The following is a 17,154-nucleotide window of genomic DNA, read 5'->3' on the forward strand; positions in this document are numbered from 1 at the left end:
TCCGAACCCGGGGTAACGAATCCGCAACGCCGGGGAGAGGACCCGCGTCAGAGCGCGATCATCATCCGCGCGGGGCGCGCGGCGAAGGCTCCGTCGAGCATGAGACAGGCGGCACCGACCGCGGCGACGTCGGCGCCCACGAGCGAGCGACGGACCTCGATCGCGCGGGTGGCGGTGGAGGCCGGGTCGGCGGCGACGCGCGCGCTGACGGCGTCGCCCAGGATGCCGGCGAGACGCTCCCAGACCGGACCGCCCAGGATCACCTCGTCGACGTCGAGCAGGTTGTTGGCCACGACCAGCGCACGCGCGATCCGCTCCCCCGCGCGGCGCAGCACCGCGACCGTCTCCGGGCGTCCGGCCGCGGCATCCCGGACGAGGCGGTCCACCTCGCGGCGGGAATCGCCCCCGGTCGCGGGGTCGTAGCCCGCCTCCGCGAAGAGCGTGCGAGGCTCGATCGACACACCGAGGCACCCGCGCGACCCGCAGCCGCAGACCGGCCCGAGCGGGTCGACGACGATGTGGGCGATGCCGCCGGCGTTTCCCGTACGACCGCGGACCGGAGCCCCGGCGATCGCCACCCCGAGGCCCACACCGGCGCCGTAGTACAGGAACATCGCGTCGCTGAGGGCATCCGAGCGGTCGAACCACAGCTCGCCGACCATCGCGGCGGTGACGTCCTTCTCGACGATGACGGGCAGGCCCGTGGCGGCGCCGAGATCGTCCCGGACGTTCACGTGGTGCCAGGCCGGGAGCAGGGGCGGATCGAGCAGACGCCCGCCGCGGGGATCGAAGGGACCGGGGGCGGCCACCCCGACCCCCAGCACGAGGGTGCGGTCGATCCCGGCCCGCGCGAGGATGTCGTCCACGGCTGTCGCCACGGCAGCGACCAACTGGGCGGCGGGGACCTCGCCCTGCGGCGCGATCTCCTCGTGGGCGACCACGTGGCCGGCCATGTCGACCACGACCACGGTGTCGACCACGGGGTCGAGGTGCACGCCGACGGCGAAGCGCGAGCGCGGCTCGAGCTTCAGGAGCGTGCGGGGCTTGCCCGGGCCGGAGATGACCTTCCCGGCCTCGGCGATGAGCCCCTCTTCGGCCAGACGCCGGGTGACGTTGCTGAGGGTCTGGGCGGACAGACCCGTCCGGGCGGACAGCTCGACGCGGCTGAGCCCCTCCGGTGAGCGGCGGATCAGATCGAGCACGAGGGTCTGGTTGTACTCGCCCACCGCGGGCAGATTGGAGCCCGTCCGCATGGCATCCCCGCTCTCGATTCCGTCGGTCCGCGACGCGGGCCCGTGCTCAGATTACGCCGCCGCCCCTCGCCCGGCCGGTCACGCCCCGAGCGCGAGGGCGGCGGCGCCCAGCAACGGCCCGTCGCCGTCGAGACCCGAGGGCACCACGCGGCAGCGTCGCGCGTAGGCGTGGACGGATGCCGCGACGGCGGCCGCGGCGACCAGATCGACGTAGTCGTCGGCCACGTGCGAGAAGCCGCCGGCGATCGCCACGGCCTCCAGATCGCACAGGGTCGCGGCGGCGGCGATGGCCTGCCCCACCGCGCTCGCGGAGCGACGGACCGCGGCGACGGCGACGGCATCGCCCTCGCGGTACGCGGCGGCGAGATCGAGTCCCGTCTCGCCGACCCAGCCCTGGGTGCGCGCCCACGCGACCGAGCCGGGGCCCGCGGCCACCGCCTCGAGCGTCGCGGCCGCCGCGTCTGTCTCCAAGGTCCGCACGAACGTCTGGCCCAGGTGCCCCGCATTGCCCGAGGCGCCCGAGATCGGACGGCCGCCGAGGATGAGCCCGCCGCCGACACCCGTGGAGACCACGATGGCCATCGCGTTCTGCGTGCCGACGAGCGCGCCGCGCCAGTGCTCGGCGAGCGCGATGCAGGTGCCGTCGAGGGCGAGCGAGATCGGACCGTCGACGAGACCCGCCAGCACCTCGTCGATCGGGAGCCCCGCGGCCTGCGGGAGATTGAGGGGCGACACCGAGCGCGCGGGCAGGTCCACGGGTCCGGCACTGCCCACGCCGATGGCGCCGACGCGCAGCTCGGGGACAGCGGCGAGCGCCTCCTCCGCCGCCGCGCGGATGTTCGCCGCGATCCCCTCGCGGCTGGTGTCGCGACCGGTGGGTCGGCGTGCGACGCTCGCGCGCACCACCTCGCCCGCGGCGGTGACGACGGCGGCATCCACCTTGGTTCCGCCGATGTCGACGGCGAGTACGGGGGCGGCAGGGGACATCGCGGGCTCCTCGGTTCGGGCGACATCGCCCGGACGATGCGGGCGGGTGCGCCCGAGCGGTGCGGGCGACGATGCCCGATCCTAGGGCCACGGTGACGCGTGCACGCACCTGAGCACCTGCCGCATTCCGGCCCGGGACGGGTTCACGCAGGTTACGATCAGGTCACGGCGGCCCGAGACGCTCCTCCGCCGCGATGCGACACGAGGGATGCCATGGACGATACGGTGACGCCCGAGGCGGCCCCGCGGCTGCGCCGCCCCGACCTCCAGCCGCTGCGCACGGAATCCGACGAACCGTTGGACGCCGCCTCCTTCGCCCGGCTCACCGAGCGCATCCTGGCGTCGATGTCGCGCGTCATCGACGGCAAGCCGGACGCTGTGCGCAGCGCCCTCATCGCACTTCTCGCCGAGGGGCATCTGCTCATCGAGGACGTCCCGGGCGTGGGCAAGACCATGCTCGCGCGGGCCCTGGCCGCCACGATCGACGCCGATGTGCGCCGCATCCAGTTCACGCCCGACCTCCTGCCCGGCGACATCACCGGCGTATCGGTCTTCAACCCGGTCGAGCGGCGTTTCGAGTTCACCGCGGGTGCCGTCTTCGCTCACATCGTGATCGCCGACGAGATCAACCGTTCGTCGCCGAAGACGCAGTCCTCGCTGCTCGAGGCCATGGAGGAACGGCAGGTCACGGTCGACGGACGCACGCACGTGCTCCCCTCCCCCTTCCTGGTCGTCGCCACGCAGAACCCGCTCGAGATGGAGGGCACGTACGCCCTCCCCGAGGCGCAGCGCGATCGCTTCCTGCTGCGGATCTCGATGGGGTACCCGGACGCCGCCGCCGAGACGCTGATGCTGCGCCAGCGCGACGCGGTCAATCCGCTCGACGCGCTCACCCCCGTGGTCTCGGCCCCCCAGGTCACCGCGATGATCGCCTGGGCGCGCGGGGTGCACGTCGCCCCGGCTCTCGAGGAGTACGCCGTCGCCCTGGCGCAGGCGACCCGCAGCCACCCCGACATCCGCCTCGGGGCGAGCCCCCGCGCGACGCTGCAGCTGGTCCGCGCGGCGAAGGTGCGGGCGGCGCTCGACGGCCGCGGGTACGTCATCCCGGACGACCTCACTGCGCTCCTGAGCCCCGTCTTCGCGCACCGCGTCATCGCGAACCGCTCGGCCGCGGGCGGTCGTGCGGGGGCCGTGGTCGTGGCCGACGCGCTGGAGCGGATCGCGGCGAGCGTGCGCGTCCCGCTCGCGCAGCGGGCGTGAGAACGCCGTGAGGGGGCGCTGGCCGCTGACCCTGCGGGGCACCGGAGCGCTCGCCCTCGCGGTGATCGCCCTCGTCGTCGCGCAGCGCGCGGCGATCCCCGAGCTGCTGTACTTCGGCGTGCTGATGCTGGCGCTCGTGCTGTGCGCGGCGGCGAGCGCGCTGGCGGTCCGCGCGACCGGGGAGGTCGTCCGGTCCGCCGCGCCCGAGGTGGTCGAGGTCGGCGGGATCTCCGAGGTGGAGCTGTCGGTGCGGGTGAGCACCGCGCTTCCGACGCTCCCGGGCCGCTGGTCGGACACGCTGCCCGCGGGTCTGGACGGCCGCGCGGAGGGCGCGTTCCCCGCCGCGGCGTCCACCCTGCGGCGCACGGGCACCCCCGTGCGGCTGCGGTACGAGGTGCGCGGTGCGGTACGCGGCATCCATTCGGTCGGGCCGCTGCGGGTGTCCACGACCGACCCGTTCGGGCTGATCCGGCGGCGATTCGCCGTCGGCTGCGCGACCGATGTGACCGTGGCACCCACGATCGTCGAGCTCGCGCCGCTCCCCTCCTCGACCGGGGAGGCCGGCGGCACGCGGCAGAGTTCCGCCCTGCATCTCGGCCAGGGCGCGGACAACCTCGTCGCCCGTCCGTACGCCCCCGGCGACTCGATGCGGCGCATCCACTGGCGGGCGACCGCCCACCGCGACACCCTCATGGTCCGCCAGGAGGAGCAGGAGTCGAGCCCCGCCGCGACGGTCGTGCTCGACCGCGCGCTCGCGCGGTGGTCACCGGCGGCCGCCGAGGGACCGGGCCGCGACCGCGCCTTCGAGACCGCGGTCTCCGCGTGTGTCTCGGCGGTCGCACGGCTCGTGCACGAGGGCTACACCGTCGACGTGATCGACAGCGACGGCGCGCTCCTGGCCGACCCCGTCGACGGTGGAGAGGATGCCGAGGCCCGCGGCCTCGCGGCCTCGTTCGCGACGCTGCACGCCCGCGCGGACGGCCCGTCACGCCGCATCGTCCCCGCGGGGGCATCCGCCCTGCTCGGCCCGGTCGTCGTCGTGACCGGGCGCGTGGAGCCGGACGACCTCCTCTCCCTCCGGGCAGCGGCCCCGCGCTCGCCGCTCGCGATCCTGCTGACCGTGTCCGACGTCGGCCCCGCCGGCGATCTCCGCACCACGACCGGATGGCACGCCACGTCGCTCACCCCGGGAGGCGACGTCGCCCGGGCGTGGGAAGAGGCGACACGACCGGAGGACGCCCGTGTCGGCGCCTGAGGCCGGCGGCCGCCCCGAGCGGCGGCGGCGCGATCTGGCCCTGCTCTCGCTCGGGGTGTTCGCCGGTATCGCCGCGGCTCTGCTGCCGGTTCTCTCCGTCATCGCACCCGGCGCGTGGACGGTCGGCGCCCTCGCCGGGGCGGCCCTCGTGCTCGGATGCGGTCTCGCCGTGCGGTTCTCGCGCGCCCCCGCCCTCGTCGCCACGGTGGTCGAGCTCGTCGTCGGAGTCGTGTTCCTGACCGCGGTCTTCGGTCGCACCACGGCGTTGCTCGGCGTCATCCCGACGCCCGCGACGCTCGCTTCGGTGCCGACGCTGTTCGCCGGTGCGTCGGAGGAGATCCGGCTCGGCGTCGCCCCCGTCGTCCCCGCCCTGGGCCTCGCGTTCGTGCTGGTGGCCGCGGTGACCGGCCTCGCGGTCGTGCTCGACCACGTGGTCCTCACCGCGCGGATGCCGCTCCTGGCCGGGGTCGGACTGGTCGCGGTGTCGCTCATCCCGACGATCGCGATCCCCGCCGACGTCGACGTACCGGCCGTGCTCGCCCTGGCCGCCACCGTGCTGTTCCTCCTGCGCATGGATGTCCGCTCCCGCACGCGCGGCGCTCCCGCTGCCCGCCGGAGCGGTTCGCGGGCGTGGGGCGCATCGGCGACCGCGATCGGGATCGCGGCCGTGTCGGTGGTGGTGACTCTCGTGGCGGTCCCGCTCCTCCCCCAGCCGGCTCTGCGTTTCGCCTCGGGCACGGGCGCGGGCTTCGGCACGACCATCAACCCGAACCTCGAGCTCGGCAACGATCTGCGCCAGCCGCGCGACATCGACGTGCTGACGTTCACCACCACGGCACCGTCGGCGCCCTACCTCCGCGCCGTCACGCTGTCGCAGTTCGACGGGGCGGTGTGGCAGCCCGACTCGGGTGACACCGTCGGCGTCCCCGGCGGGGACGCGCCGGTGTTCGATCCCGTGCAGGTCGACGGCGACATCGCCGTCGCCGACTGGACGACGAGCGTGAAGGTCGGCGAACTCGACAGCCCGTGGCTTCCGGTGCCCTACCCGGCATCCACCGTCACCGGTCTGGAGGGCGACTGGTTGGGGATGCCGGCCAACCGCACGATCGTGTCGCGCTCGGGGTCGTCGCGGAACCAGGACTACGAGGTGCGCGCGCTCGTCCCGCGGCCCACTCTCGAGCAGATCCGTTCGCGGCCGGTCGGCGGGGCCGAGCTCGGGGACGCCGTCCGCGCCCTCCCCGCCGACGTCCCCGCGATCATCGGTGACACGGCGCGCTCGGTCACGGCCGGAGCGCAGTCGCCGTACGACGCACTGATCGCACTGCAGTCGTGGTTCCGCAGCAGCCAGTTCCGCTACTCGTTGGACGCTCCCGTCGAGGCCGGATTCGACGGGGCGGGCATCGACGCCGTGGCGCGTTTCCTCCAGGAACGCACGGGCTACTGCGTGCACTTCGCCTCCGCGTTCGCGGTCATGGCGCGCACCCTCGACATGCCCTCGCGGATCGTCGTCGGCTACCTCCCGGGCACCCGGTCGGGTTCGGTCGAGCAGACCGGTCAAGCCGATTACACCGTGACGTCGAGTCAGCTGCACGCCTGGCCCGAGGTGTACTTCCGCGGCATCGGCTGGGTGCCGTTCGAACCGACCAACAGCCTCGGCGTGCCCACGAACTTCGCCTCCGGGAACACCGGCGGCCAGTCGGGTTCGGCGACCACCCCCGAGCAGCAGGATGCCGCCACCCCCGGCGCGACCCGCACCGACGCTCCGCAGCTCGGCGACCAGGACGGTCCGGGATCGACGTCCGCCGGTTCGGGGGCGTCCAGCGCCCAGAATCCGACCGGCCTGCTGCTCACCGTCGGCGGCGTCGTGCTCCTCGTCCTGCTGGCCGCACCGGGCTCGGTGCGGGCGTGGCGGCGCCGGTCGCGCACGGCGCTCATCCGCGCGGGCGACGCGGTGGCCGCCTGGGCGGAGATCCGCGCGCAGGCCGTGGACCTCGGCATCCGTGCCCCCGACGCCGAGTCGCCCCGCGCGTTCGCCTCTCGCCTCATCGATGAGCACGGCGTGGACGCCGACGACATCACGGTCCTGCGCGACGCGCTGGAGCACGCCGTCTACGCCGAGGACGGCGGCCGCTCCGGGGACGGTGCGGCGCTGACCGAGGCCGTCGCCCGCGTCCGCGCCCGGCTGCGCTCGGGCGCATCGCCGGGGCGACGCGTGCTCGCGGTGGTCCTCCCCCGCTCTCTCGCGATGCGCGGGGAGCCATCGCCGGTCGAGGTGCCCGAGAGGGTCGGCTGAGCCGAAGGGGTGAACGAAGGAGCCCCGCCCGAACTCGCGTTCGGACGGGGCTCCGTCTGGCGGAAGTGACAGGATTTGAACCTGCGAGGCGAGTTACCCCGCCTACATGGATTCCAGCCATGCTCCTTAGGCCGCTCGGACACACTTCCAACAGACGATCTTACACGGCGGCGGCGGCTTCCCCCGCCGCGGGCGACGGCTCCCCGTCGAGCAGGGCGCGCGGCACGCGATGGAGGGTGACCGCGCCGATCGCGTCGAACGGGTGCAGCGGGTCGGGGTCGACGGCCCCGGTCGGTCCGCCGAGCTCGGAGTGAGCGAGCGCGCTCATCACGGTGTAGGCGTCCATGGCATCCCATCCCCGCTCGGTGAAGGCGTCGAAGGCGTCCTCGTATCCGCGGCGGACGCTCTCCTGCACCGTGGCGCCCAGGCCGACGAAGATCCACTCGTCGGCGGTCGCGATGCGCGGGGCCCGCAGGGCCAGGCCCGGAACGAGGTCGACGGAGACGACCACCGTGCCCTCGGCCTCGATCGCCACGAACGACGACTCGCCGCGCGCCATGATCGCGTGCACGTCGCCGATCGCGAGCAGCGCCCCCTCGACCTCGACGGGCAGGTACACCGTGGCGCCGGGGGCGATGTCGGTGACGTCCATGTTGCCGCCGATCGCGTGGGCGGGCATGACCGTGGAGGCCACACCCGACGCCGGCGCCGTGCCGATGCAGCCGACCATCGGCCGGGGTGCGACGGTCACGGCATCCGTGAGATGCACGCCGTCGGCGTCGATCGGGATGCGGCGGGTCACGACGCGGTCGGGCATGCGCTCGCGCAGGGCCCCGACACCGGGCAGGCTCATCGCCCACCCGGTGTCGGTCAGCCGGATCTCATGGATCGTCACCGCCAGGGCGTCGCCGGGCCGCGCGCCCTCGACGTACACCGAACCGGTCACCGGGTTCAGAGGAGCCTGGAGGCGCGCGAGGTCGCCGTGCTCGTGGAGCTCGCGGTACACGGCGTCGTCGGTCTGGAATGCGATGCGCTCCCCGGTGCCCGGCGCGATCCGCAGCACCGGGGGCACGTCGGCGCTGTGCCCCGGACGCCCGAACTCCTTGCCGAGGCGGTGCTCGGTGGTCATCGCGACGACACCTCCGCGCCGCCCTCCCCGGCGGTCGAGGCGGCGTGCTCGGGTGCGGGAGCGGGGGTCACACCGTACTTGCGGGCGAAGACGACGTACACGATCCCGCCGACGACGAGCCACAGGATGCCGCCGACCTTGGCGGTGATGTCGGCGTTGAGCAGCACGTATCCGATGATCAGGAACCCGATCAGCGGCACGACGAGGTGGAGGAGGTAGTTCTTCGACCGCTTCTTGCCGAGGTAGTACACCGCCACCGACACGTGCAGGAGCATGAAGCCGAGCAGCGCGCCGAAGTTCACCAGCGACGAGATCACCGCGATCTGGCCGACGAAGAACAGCACCAGCACGAGCGAGATCGCGCTGACGACGAGGATCGCCGCGAGGGGCACCTGCCGCGAGTTGACCTTCGACAGGAACGCCGGGAGGCGCCGGTCGCGGCTCATCGAGTACAGCAGGCGCGAGGTCGCCGCCTGGGCTGCGACGGCGTTGGCGATGCCGACCGCGATGACATTGACGGCGAGGAACGCGGTCGCCCAGCCCGAGCCCGCCGCCTGGGCGACGAGGAGGAAGAAGGCGTTGTTGACGTCGTCGTCCGAGAACGCGATCGTGCCGGCGGCGAGCGCACTGGCGAACCACGTCTGGGCGATGAAGAGCACCGCCACCACGAGCAGCGCGATGATCATGGCGCGGCCGCCCGACTTGCGGTCGCCCGTGGACTCCTCGGCCATCGTGGAGATGCCGTCGAAGCCGAGGAAGCTCAGCACCGCGATCGAGAGCGCGGTGGCGATGAGCGCGGGGTTGACCTTGTCGGCATCCCACACCGGGGCGATCGTGAACTCGGCGCCGGGGATCGTGCCGGAAGAGAGCGCCACCATCGCGATCACGACGAAGATGACGACGAACGCGAGCTGGATGCCGAGCATGACGCGGTTCGCGAGCTTGATCGACCCGATGCCGAGGACGTTGATGACGGTGTTGACGATCACGAACGCCACCGCCCAGATCCACTGCGGCACGTCGGGGAAGATCCCCGCCATGGAGGACGCGGCGAACACGTACAGCAGGGTCGGCACGAGCAGATAGTCCAGCAGGATCGCCCACCCGGCGAAGAAGCCCACGGTGGGGTGGATGCCACGACCGACGTACGAGAACACGGAACCGGCGATCGGGAACGCCTTCGACATCTGGGCGTAGGCGAGGGCGGTGAAGATCATCGCCACGACACCGGTGATGTAGACCAGCGGCACCATGCCGCTGGCGGCGTTGTAGACGACGCCGAAGATCGCCCACGGGGCGATCGGGACCATGAAGACCAGGCCGTAGACGACCAGGTCGAGGGTGGACATGGAGCGCTTGAGCTCCTGCTTGTAGCCGAAGGACTCCAGCGACTGCTGGGCTCCGGGAGCGGTGTCGGACATGGGACTCCTGTTCGGGTGCGGTGGAGCGTAACGGGGTGCGGCGGGTCAGGGAAGCGGAGCGAGGAAGTCGGCGATGACGGCGCGGAACGCGTCGGGCATCTCGAGGTGGGTGCAGTGGCTGGCACCCGCGAAGACGTGGGAGCGCGCGCCCGGGATGCGTTCGACGAACGGCGCCCACGTCTCGGGGGTCGCTTCATCGAACTCGCCCGCGACGACGAGCGTCGGGACGGCGATCTGCGGGAGACGGTCGATGATCGTCCAGTCGCGGCCGGTGCCGACGACGTGGAACTCGTTGGGGCCGTTCATCGTGTGGTACACCGTCGGGTCGGCGAGCATCTGCGCCTCGCTGTCGACGAAGTCCTGCGGCATGGGCGTGATGCGGCAGACGTGACGCTCGTAGAAGAGGCGGGTGGCATCCACGTAGTCGGGGTGGTCGAGCGTTCCGTCGGCTTCGTGGCGGTCGAGGGCGGCGCGCGCCTGGGCGGGCAGCTCGGAGCGCAGCCGAGCGGCTCCGGCGAGCCAAAGTTCCATGGATGCCGGGGAGTTGCAGATCTCGAGGCTCTTCAGCCCGACCGGCTGCCGGACCGCGATCTCGGCGCCGAGCATCCCACCCCAGGACTGCCCGAGCACGTGGTACTCGTCGAAGCCGAGCGCTTCGCGCAGATTGTGGAACTCGTCGACGAAGAACTGCGGCACCCACTGCTCGACGGGAGCGTCGGGGTGGTGCGAGCTGCGTCCGCAGCCGATCTGGTCGTAGTGCACGACGGTGCGGCCGGTCATCTCGGCGAGGGCGTCGAGGTTCTTCACGTAGTCGTGCGCCATACCGGGGCCGCCGTGGAGGACGAAGAGGGGCGCGCGGCCGGTGGGTTCTGCGGGTTCGGTCAGACGGGCCCAGGTGAATCCGTCGTGGAACGGAACGGTGATCTCGCGGTGCATGGAGTCATCGTGGACCCGGTAAAGGTTCGTTGGCAAACCTTTTCTCGGGATTTAACATGAAAGAAATCGACGGGGAGCTGATGGCCGAGACCGACGACGCATCACTCGTGGAGCGCGTGACCGAGCGGTTGATCACCGCGGTCGCCGTCGGCGAGTTCCTCCCCGGGACGCGCCTCCCTCCCGAGCGCGACCTCTCCCCCCTCCTCGGAGTCGGGCGCACCACCGTCCGCGCCGCGCTCGACGAGCTGTCCGCGCGCGGCCTGATCGAGAAGCGCCGAGGGCGTGCCGGGGGCACGTTCGTGGCGCAGGAGTGGCCCGCGTCGGTGGTCGTGGGGGTGGACCGCTGGTTCGCCGAGCGCTGGGACGACCTCGTCGACGCGTGCACCGCCAGTTCGCTCCTGCATTCGTCCCTGGCCCGCTTGGCCGCCGAGCGGCGGACGGATGCCGACATCGCGACGATGCAGGACAACCTCGCCGCGTTCCACGCCGCGGAGTCCGGCGACGCCAAGCAGCGCGCGGACAGTCTGCTGCACCTGTCGATCATCGACGCGGCGCACAACACGGCGCTGCGGGAGATCCTGCTCGACCACGAGCGCCACCTCTCGCTGTCCGCCCCCGCCCACCCGTGGGGCGACCGCGAGAGCCACCGCCGCATGGAGTCGCGCGCCGGGCGCGAGCACGACGCGATCGTCGCGGCGATCGTGCGGTCCACCCCGGACGACGCCGCCGAGCTCGCCCGCCGTCACGTGCAGATCGACCTCGAGCTGTTCGCCGAGGCCAGGGAGTTCGCCCGGCAACGGGCCGCGGCGGCGCGCGACTGACGCGAACCGCGGCCGCCGGCACTCTGCGACGGGAGGAGATTCCGGGAGCGGAGGATCGCGCGGGGCCCTGGCATCCTCCCCTCGCCGAATCTCCTCCCGTCGCGGCGGCGTGCGCGGCAGACGGCGGCTTCGGGTCAGCCGCGCAGGAGCGCCTCGAGCTGCGCGGGCACGTACTCGTAGAACGAAGTGGATCCGCACGGGCGGCCGGTCTCGGCATCCCGTACGACGAAGGCGGACGTGCCCGGTGTCGCCCTCTGCCGCTCGATGTGCACGGCGTAGGCCTCGACCGACTCCGGCCACGGCGTCGTCATGCCGCGCCAGAGCTCGGCGTCGGTGAGGGGCCACAGGTCGGCCGCGTCGTCGGGGTGCGCGGCCGTCAGGTGCAGACCGTGCCCGCGCAGATCGAAGCCGCGGTCCGTCATCGCGCCGCCAGCTGCGCGAGGAACTCGTCGGCCGCATCGACCTGACGGCGCAGGGCGTCGCGGCGCGCCACCGCCTCCTCGCGGATGCCCTCCAGCCGCGCGCGAAGGACGGCGTCGGCCGGGGCATCCGCGAGGCCGTCGACGACCGCGAGCAGTTCCCCCATCTGCTCGAGCGAGTACCCCAGGGGCTTCATCCGGCGGATGAGCAGCAGCCGCGACTCGTCGTCCGGGGTGTAGAGCCGGAAGCCGCCCTCGGACCGCGCGGACGGGCGCAGGAGGCCGATCTCGTCGTAATGCCGGAGGGTGCGGATCGACAGTCCCGTACGTTCGGCCAGTTCGCCGATCTGCATCGGCCGCACGTCGTTCATGGCATCCCCGATCCCGCAACCCTCTCGTTACGGTAGAGTTCGATGGTCGCCCTCGCGACCCTTCCCCATTCTCCCCGCCCTCCCGGAGGCCCCGTGACCGACGTCCTCGCGCGCCCGCGCACCGCGCCCACCGTCCTCCAGGCGCTGCGCTCCCCCCGCCTCCTGACCCGCGAGGTCCTCGCCGGGCTCGTCGTGGCGATCGCCCTCATCCCCGAGGCCATCGCCTTCTCGATCATCGCGGGCGTCGACCCGCGACTCGGGCTCTTCTCCTCGTTCGTCATGGCGGTCGCCATCTCCTTCCTCGGCGGACGCCCGGCGATGATCAGTGCCGCCACGGGGGCGGTCGCTCTCGTCATCGCGCCGGTCGCCCGCGAGCACGGCGTCGACTATCTGCTCGCCACGGTGATCCTCGGCGGCATCCTGCAGGTGATCCTCGGCCTCCTCGGCGTCGCGAAGCTCATGCGCTACATCCCGCGGAGCGTGATGGTCGGGTTCGTCAACGCGCTGGCGATCCTGATCTTCATCGCGCAGGTGCCGCAGCTCATCGGCGTTCCGTGGGCGGTGTACCCCCTGACGGCCGCGGGCCTGATGATCATGTATCTGCTCCCGCACCTGACCCGCGCGGTGCCGGCACCGCTCGTCGCCATCGTCCTGCTGACGGGCGCCGTGGTCGTGTTCGGCATCTCGGTTCCCACCGTCGGCGATCAGGGTGCGCTGCCCGAGAGCCTTCCGACGCTGCTCCTGCCGAACGTGCCGATCAGCTTCGACACGCTCGCGATCATCTTCCCGTTCGCCCTGGCGATGGCGGTGGTCGGGCTGCTGGAGTCGCTGATGACCGCGGCCCTCGTCGACGAGATCACCGACACCCCGTCGTCGAAGACGCGGGAGTCCCTCGGGCAGGGCGCCGCGAACCTCCTCTCCGGGCTGTTCGGGGGCATGGGCGGGTGCGCCATGATCGGGCAGACGATGATCAACGTGAAGGCCTCGGGAGCGCGCACACGCATCTCGACGTTCCTCGCGGGCGTCTTCCTCCTCCTCCTGGTGATCGTCTTCGGCGATGTCGTGGCCGTCATCCCGATGGCGGTGCTCGTGGCGGTGATGATCGTCGTCTCGGTCGCCACATTCGACTGGCACAGCATCCGCCCGTCCTCCCTGCGACGGATGCCGTTGAGCGAGACGACCGTGATGGTGGCGACGGTGGCCGTGACGGTGTGGACGCACAACCTCGCCATCGGGGTCGGCGTCGGCGTGATCGTCGCCGCCGTGCTGTTCGCCCGGCGTGTCGCGGGGGTCACGGAGGTGCACCGGACCATCGACGGCGACGTCGCCCGCTATCGCGTCCAGGGGGAGCTGTTCTTCGCGTCCAGCAACGACCTCACGACCCGCTTCGCGTACCACGACGACCCCGCCCACGTGGTGATCGACCTCTCGGAGTCGCACGTGTGGGATGCCTCGACCGTGGCCGCGCTGGACGCCGTGCAGACGCGCTACGCCCGCGAGGGCACGACGGTCGAGATCATCGGGATGAACGCGCCGACCGCGCAGATCCACGGCCGTCTGAGCGGGACGCTCGGCGGGCACTGACCCGCCCGGACCTCAGGATCGCAGGGTCGTCGAGGGCGTCTCACCGAACTCCGCGCGGTACATCGCGGCGAACCTGCCGAGATTCGAGAAGCCCCAGCGTGCCGCGATCGCCGCCACCGTCTCCATCGAGGGATCGGCGGCACGCAGCTCGACCCGTGCCGCGTCCAGGCGCACACGGCGGACGTACTGCATGGGGGTCCGCCCCGTGGCGGTGCGGAATGCGTACTGCAACCCGCGCGGGGAGAGCCGCGCGGCCTCCGCGATGTCCGCGAGGGCGATGGACCCGGTGGCGTGCGCGTCGATGTAGGCCTTCGCCCGGCGCACCGGAGCCGGCAGCATCCGGGCCGGTCGCCCCGAGGCCAGAGCCTCGGTGAGGGTCGATGGGAACGTCAACAGCGAGGCCTCCAGGAGGAGGGAACGCACCTGCTGCTCGATCAGCGGCGCACGCTCGGGTGAGCGCAGCAGCACGTCCCGGCCGTACTCCCACGTCCGGGTCCAGTACCGCAGGCGCTGCTCGGACATCGGCGCGTACCCGAGGGGACGCACCCGCAACGTGTCGTCTCCCGAGAGTCGGCGCGCGGCCTCGTCCACGTCCTCTCGGGCGAAGGACACCGCGGTTCCGGCGATCCGGCCGGTGAACGCGATCTCGATCGGGCGATCCATGACCACGAACGGCACGGTCGTGTCGATGCGTTCGCGTCGGTAGGTCGCGCGGATGCGCGGACCCGCGATCCGTCCGACGACCATCTGGTCGCCCGGATCCGACTCGATGACCATCGTCGACCCCACGGTGTAGTCGCAGAGCCCGAAGCCGGGCTCGGCGACACCGTGGAAGACGAAAGCGGGCTGGATGCCGTCGGCGCGGGCGATGCGGGCTCCGGGTACCACTGTCTGCCACATCTCCTCCACCGTGGTGGCATCCCTGGTCTCGACATGCGTGTGCTCCACCGGCACTTCCTAAGTTCTCGCTGCCGAAACCGGATAGACCGTTGCGTGTGCACGCGAACTGTGCGATGGATCCGTTTCCACGCCGTGGCGGGATGCGCGCTCGCGCGTCGGGCCCGATAATCGGAGGGTCGCCGCCCCCGCTGCGCACTCACCGACGGGACGCCCCATGCCCTACCGCACCATCACCACGCTGCAGTCGTGGATCGACGACTTCCGCACCCTCGGGTACGACGACGCCGGGATCCTCCGGGTGATCCCCCAGGACGGCGACGGAGACTCCGATACCGGCCTGATCGCCGCGCGCTTGCGGAGCGTCTCGACGACCTTCTACGTGGCCCCCGAGACCGAGCCCGGGGCGACCGGATGGGCGGTGACCTTCGAGCCGCGCGAGAACGCCGCGCCGCTCGGCTCGGCCCGCGTCCTCGCGCTCTCCGGCGAGCTGGCGATGCTGTCGGCCCTGTGCACGTTCCTGCAGGGTCGAGCCGAAGCCTTCGTCAACGCCCGAACCTGAGCCGCGGAACCGGGCGGGAGGTCGAGCGCACGCCGTGCGTCAGCCGGCCGCCGCGCCGGCGGCGGTGAGGGTCCGCAAGGCGGCGGCGACCCGGTCCGCTTCCGCGGGGTCCATCTCCGCGATCGCGGCTTCCACCGCGTTGTCGAAACCGCGCAGCGAACACCACGGCGGCGAGGTCAGGTCCACCGTCGCGGTGATGTGGTTGACGCGGCGATCCTCGTCATCGAGGTCGCGACGGACGGCTCCGCGCTGGACGAGACGGTCGATGAGCGTCGTCACCCCGGCGGAGGTGATGCCGAGGTGGTCGCGCACGTGCGAGGGCCGAGCCCCGGGATTCTCGGCGACGAAGATGAGGGCCTTCGCGTCGAGCTCGTTGAGCGAGAGGGCGCGCCGCGCCTCCGCGGTCGCGGCACGACGTGCGTCGTCGTAGGCCAGGAGCGCGCGCGCGAGGTCCGAAGTCGTCGACGCGTCCGTGGAATTCTGCACGACCCCCGATCGTACCGGTGCGATGCCCGGTGCGCGGACGCCGGGGTCGGTGCGTTGCGCCGCGTCCGTCGGCCCACGCGTTCACGCAATGGTCTTCACGGCGTAACCCGCGACCCGGGGTCGAACCCTCAGCATGGGGAAACCGCAATCGCGGTGATCGATTCGGCTCCGCCCGGCGGCGCCCGTCCACGGAAAGCGATCGCGATGAACCGACCCGTGCGCGTGCTGTCCCTGTACGAGGGATTCTTCGCCGGAGGAGCCCGTATCCTCCATTCCGACGTCGTCGCGGGGCTCCACAGCGGCGGAGGGCAGGACCATCGCGTCCTCTCCCTGACGGCCGCGGCCCGCCGGGACGCCTCGCTGCAGCACGCGCACGACGACACCCGGTTCCGCACCCTCCGCGGCGCGGGAGTGTGCATCGACACCTTCGACCGCATCGCCGGCGACCAGCCGATCACTCCGGACTCCTTCAGCCGGGCCGAGCTCGCGCACGCGGCGTCCCTCATCGCGGATGCCGACATCGTGCTGTCCCTGAAGGAGCAGCCGCTGAGCCTGATCATCGCCCTCCAACGGGCGGGCATGCTGCCCGACCGCCCCACGGCCGCCTGCCTGCACCGCTCGGACCCGACGCACTCCGGCCCCGCCCTGGGGTGGCTGGTCGAGGCGGGCGCGTCCGGCGCGGTCTCCGCCACCATCTCGTGCGCGGAATCGACCTCGATGGCCTACACGCGCGCGGGCGTGTCGACGACGCACGCCTGGGTGATCGACAACGGGATCGACACGCGCCGGTTCCGTCCCGGCACCCGCTCCGAGCGGCGCCGCATCCGGGAATCCCTCGGCATCCCCGAGACGGCGTCCGTGGTGATGCTCGCCGCGCGGTTCGACGCGATGAAGGACCCGGGCCTCTTCCTGGATGCCGTGGCCCGGCACTCGCGGCGCCACCCGGGCGCGCACTACGTGCTGTGCGGGTCGGGCATGACGTTCGCCAACCCCGGGTTCGCGGCACTCGTCGCCGACGCCGGACTGGACGCGGGCGTCGCCCTGCATGCGCTCGGGCTGCGGGAGGACATGCCCGCGCTCTACCGGATCGCCGACGTCGTCGCGCTCACCAGCGCGTTCGGCGAGGCCTCGCCCCTGTGCCTCGCCGAGGGCGCGGCGTCCGGAGCGATCCCGATCACGACCGACGTCGGGGACGCCGCCCGGGTCGTCGCGGGGTTCGGGCTCGTGACCCCGCGCGACGCCGACCTGATCGCGGCAACCTGGCAGGAGGCCCTGACCCGCCGCATCGAGTTGCGGTCGGCGGCGATCTCGGCCCGCGCGCGCCTGGACCGTCGACGGATGGTCGCCGACTACCGCGGCGCGATCGAGGAGCTCGTGCTGCCCGAGGTGCTCGCGGCCTGACGCCCGCAGGCCAGGGCCCCGGGGCAGGACCGACGCCCGCGCCATCCTCCGACGGACCCTCGGCACCATAGACGGCGGG

General features: G+C 72.5%; 16 protein-coding genes and 1 tRNA gene. 7 read left to right on the top strand and 10 right to left on the bottom strand.

What is annotated here, in order from left to right; genetic code table 11:
* Positions 1 to 47: 47 nt before the first annotated feature.
* A complete protein-coding gene (locus BGO45_RS05500) occupies positions 48 to 1,271 on the bottom strand; it encodes an ROK family protein (protein ID WP_366515020.1) in 1,224 nt (407 codons plus the stop codon).
* Between the two features lie 60 nt (positions 1,272 to 1,331).
* Positions 1,332 to 2,240: an ROK family protein gene (locus tag BGO45_RS05505; protein WP_292691616.1), complete on the bottom strand. Its 909-nt coding sequence runs from the start codon at positions 2,238 to 2,240 to the stop codon at positions 1,332 to 1,334.
* A 213-nt stretch (positions 2,241 to 2,453) separates the two neighbouring features.
* Here BGO45_RS05505 and BGO45_RS05510 point away from each other — a divergent pair, with 213 nt between their 5' ends.
* The 3 genes from BGO45_RS05510 to BGO45_RS05520 are packed head-to-tail and all read left to right on the top strand — an operon-like array spanning position 2,454 to position 7,048.
* A complete protein-coding gene (locus BGO45_RS05510) occupies positions 2,454 to 3,500 on the top strand; it encodes a MoxR family ATPase (RefSeq protein ID WP_292691618.1) in 1,047 nt (348 codons plus the stop codon).
* A gap of 7 nt (positions 3,501 to 3,507) precedes the next feature.
* Positions 3,508 to 4,755: a DUF58 domain-containing protein gene (locus BGO45_RS05515; protein ID WP_292691621.1), complete on the top strand. Its 1,248-nt coding sequence runs from the start codon at positions 3,508 to 3,510 to the stop codon at positions 4,753 to 4,755.
* Positions 4,742 to 7,048, top strand: coding sequence for a DUF3488 and transglutaminase-like domain-containing protein (locus BGO45_RS05520; protein WP_292691623.1), 2,307 nt, complete (start codon positions 4,742 to 4,744; stop codon positions 7,046 to 7,048). The genes BGO45_RS05515 and BGO45_RS05520 overlap by 14 nt, the downstream gene beginning before the upstream one ends.
* A 57-nt stretch (positions 7,049 to 7,105) precedes the next feature.
* On the opposite strand, the gene BGO45_RS05525 is transcribed toward BGO45_RS05520, so the two are convergent.
* From BGO45_RS05525 to BGO45_RS05540, 4 genes are all read right to left on the bottom strand, one after another.
* Positions 7,106 to 7,197: transfer RNA gene (locus tag BGO45_RS05525), tRNA-Ser, on the bottom strand.
* A gap of 11 nt (positions 7,198 to 7,208) precedes the next feature.
* Positions 7,209 to 8,177, bottom strand: coding sequence for an acetamidase/formamidase family protein (locus BGO45_RS05530; protein ID WP_292691625.1), 969 nt, complete (start codon positions 8,175 to 8,177; stop codon positions 7,209 to 7,211).
* Entirely contained in the window at positions 8,174 to 9,598 is a 1,425-nt protein-coding gene (locus BGO45_RS05535) for an APC family permease (RefSeq protein ID WP_292691627.1), read from the bottom strand. Before BGO45_RS05535 ends, BGO45_RS05530 begins: the two co-directional genes overlap by 4 nt.
* A gap of 45 nt (positions 9,599 to 9,643) precedes the next feature.
* Positions 9,644 to 10,534: a proline iminopeptidase-family hydrolase gene (locus BGO45_RS05540; RefSeq protein WP_292691629.1), complete on the bottom strand. Its 891-nt coding sequence runs from the start codon at positions 10,532 to 10,534 to the stop codon at positions 9,644 to 9,646.
* A 56-nt stretch (positions 10,535 to 10,590) separates the two neighbouring features.
* Here BGO45_RS05540 and BGO45_RS05545 point away from each other — a divergent pair, with 56 nt between their 5' ends.
* Positions 10,591 to 11,355, top strand: coding sequence for a GntR family transcriptional regulator (locus tag BGO45_RS05545; RefSeq protein ID WP_292691631.1), 765 nt, complete (start codon positions 10,591 to 10,593; stop codon positions 11,353 to 11,355).
* A 134-nt stretch (positions 11,356 to 11,489) separates the two neighbouring features.
* On the opposite strand, the gene BGO45_RS05550 is transcribed toward BGO45_RS05545, so the two are convergent.
* Together BGO45_RS05550 and BGO45_RS05555 are read right to left on the bottom strand one after the other, a co-directional pair.
* Complete coding sequence (locus tag BGO45_RS05550; RefSeq protein WP_292691632.1) at positions 11,490 to 11,777, bottom strand: hypothetical protein; 288 nt, start codon at positions 11,775 to 11,777, stop codon at positions 11,490 to 11,492.
* Positions 11,774 to 12,145, bottom strand: coding sequence for a MerR family transcriptional regulator (locus BGO45_RS05555; RefSeq protein WP_292691634.1), 372 nt, complete (start codon positions 12,143 to 12,145; stop codon positions 11,774 to 11,776). The genes BGO45_RS05550 and BGO45_RS05555 overlap by 4 nt, the downstream gene beginning before the upstream one ends.
* Positions 12,146 to 12,238: 93 nt before the next feature.
* Between BGO45_RS05555 and BGO45_RS05560 the strand changes: the two genes are divergently transcribed.
* Positions 12,239 to 13,729, top strand: coding sequence for a SulP family inorganic anion transporter (locus tag BGO45_RS05560; RefSeq protein ID WP_292691636.1), 1,491 nt, complete (start codon positions 12,239 to 12,241; stop codon positions 13,727 to 13,729).
* 12 nt (positions 13,730 to 13,741) lie between these two features.
* Here the strand turns inward: BGO45_RS05560 and BGO45_RS05565 are convergent, their stop codons facing one another.
* Positions 13,742 to 14,677 carry an AraC family transcriptional regulator gene (locus BGO45_RS05565; protein WP_292691638.1) on the bottom strand — a complete coding sequence of 312 codons (936 nt, stop codon included), beginning with the start codon at positions 14,675 to 14,677 and terminating at the stop codon, positions 13,742 to 13,744.
* 166 nt (positions 14,678 to 14,843) lie between these two features.
* On the opposite strand from BGO45_RS05565, the gene BGO45_RS05570 reads away from it, so the two are divergent.
* A complete protein-coding gene (locus BGO45_RS05570; protein WP_292691640.1) occupies positions 14,844 to 15,188 on the top strand; it encodes a hypothetical protein in 345 nt (114 codons plus the stop codon).
* A 39-nt stretch (positions 15,189 to 15,227) separates the two neighbouring features.
* Here BGO45_RS05570 and BGO45_RS05575 read toward each other — a convergent pair whose 3' ends face one another.
* Entirely contained in the window at positions 15,228 to 15,674 is a 447-nt protein-coding gene (locus BGO45_RS05575; RefSeq protein ID WP_292691642.1) for a helix-turn-helix domain-containing protein, read from the bottom strand.
* A 204-nt stretch (positions 15,675 to 15,878) separates the two neighbouring features.
* On the opposite strand from BGO45_RS05575, the gene BGO45_RS05580 reads away from it, so the two are divergent.
* Positions 15,879 to 17,075, top strand: coding sequence for a glycosyltransferase (locus BGO45_RS05580; RefSeq protein WP_292691645.1), 1,197 nt, complete (start codon positions 15,879 to 15,881; stop codon positions 17,073 to 17,075).
* Positions 17,076 to 17,154 lie beyond the last annotated feature (79 nt).

The sequence above is a fragment of the Microbacterium sp. 71-36 genome (genome assembly GCF_001898305.1).
Classification (GTDB): Bacteria; Actinomycetota; Actinomycetes; order Actinomycetales; family Microbacteriaceae; genus Microbacterium.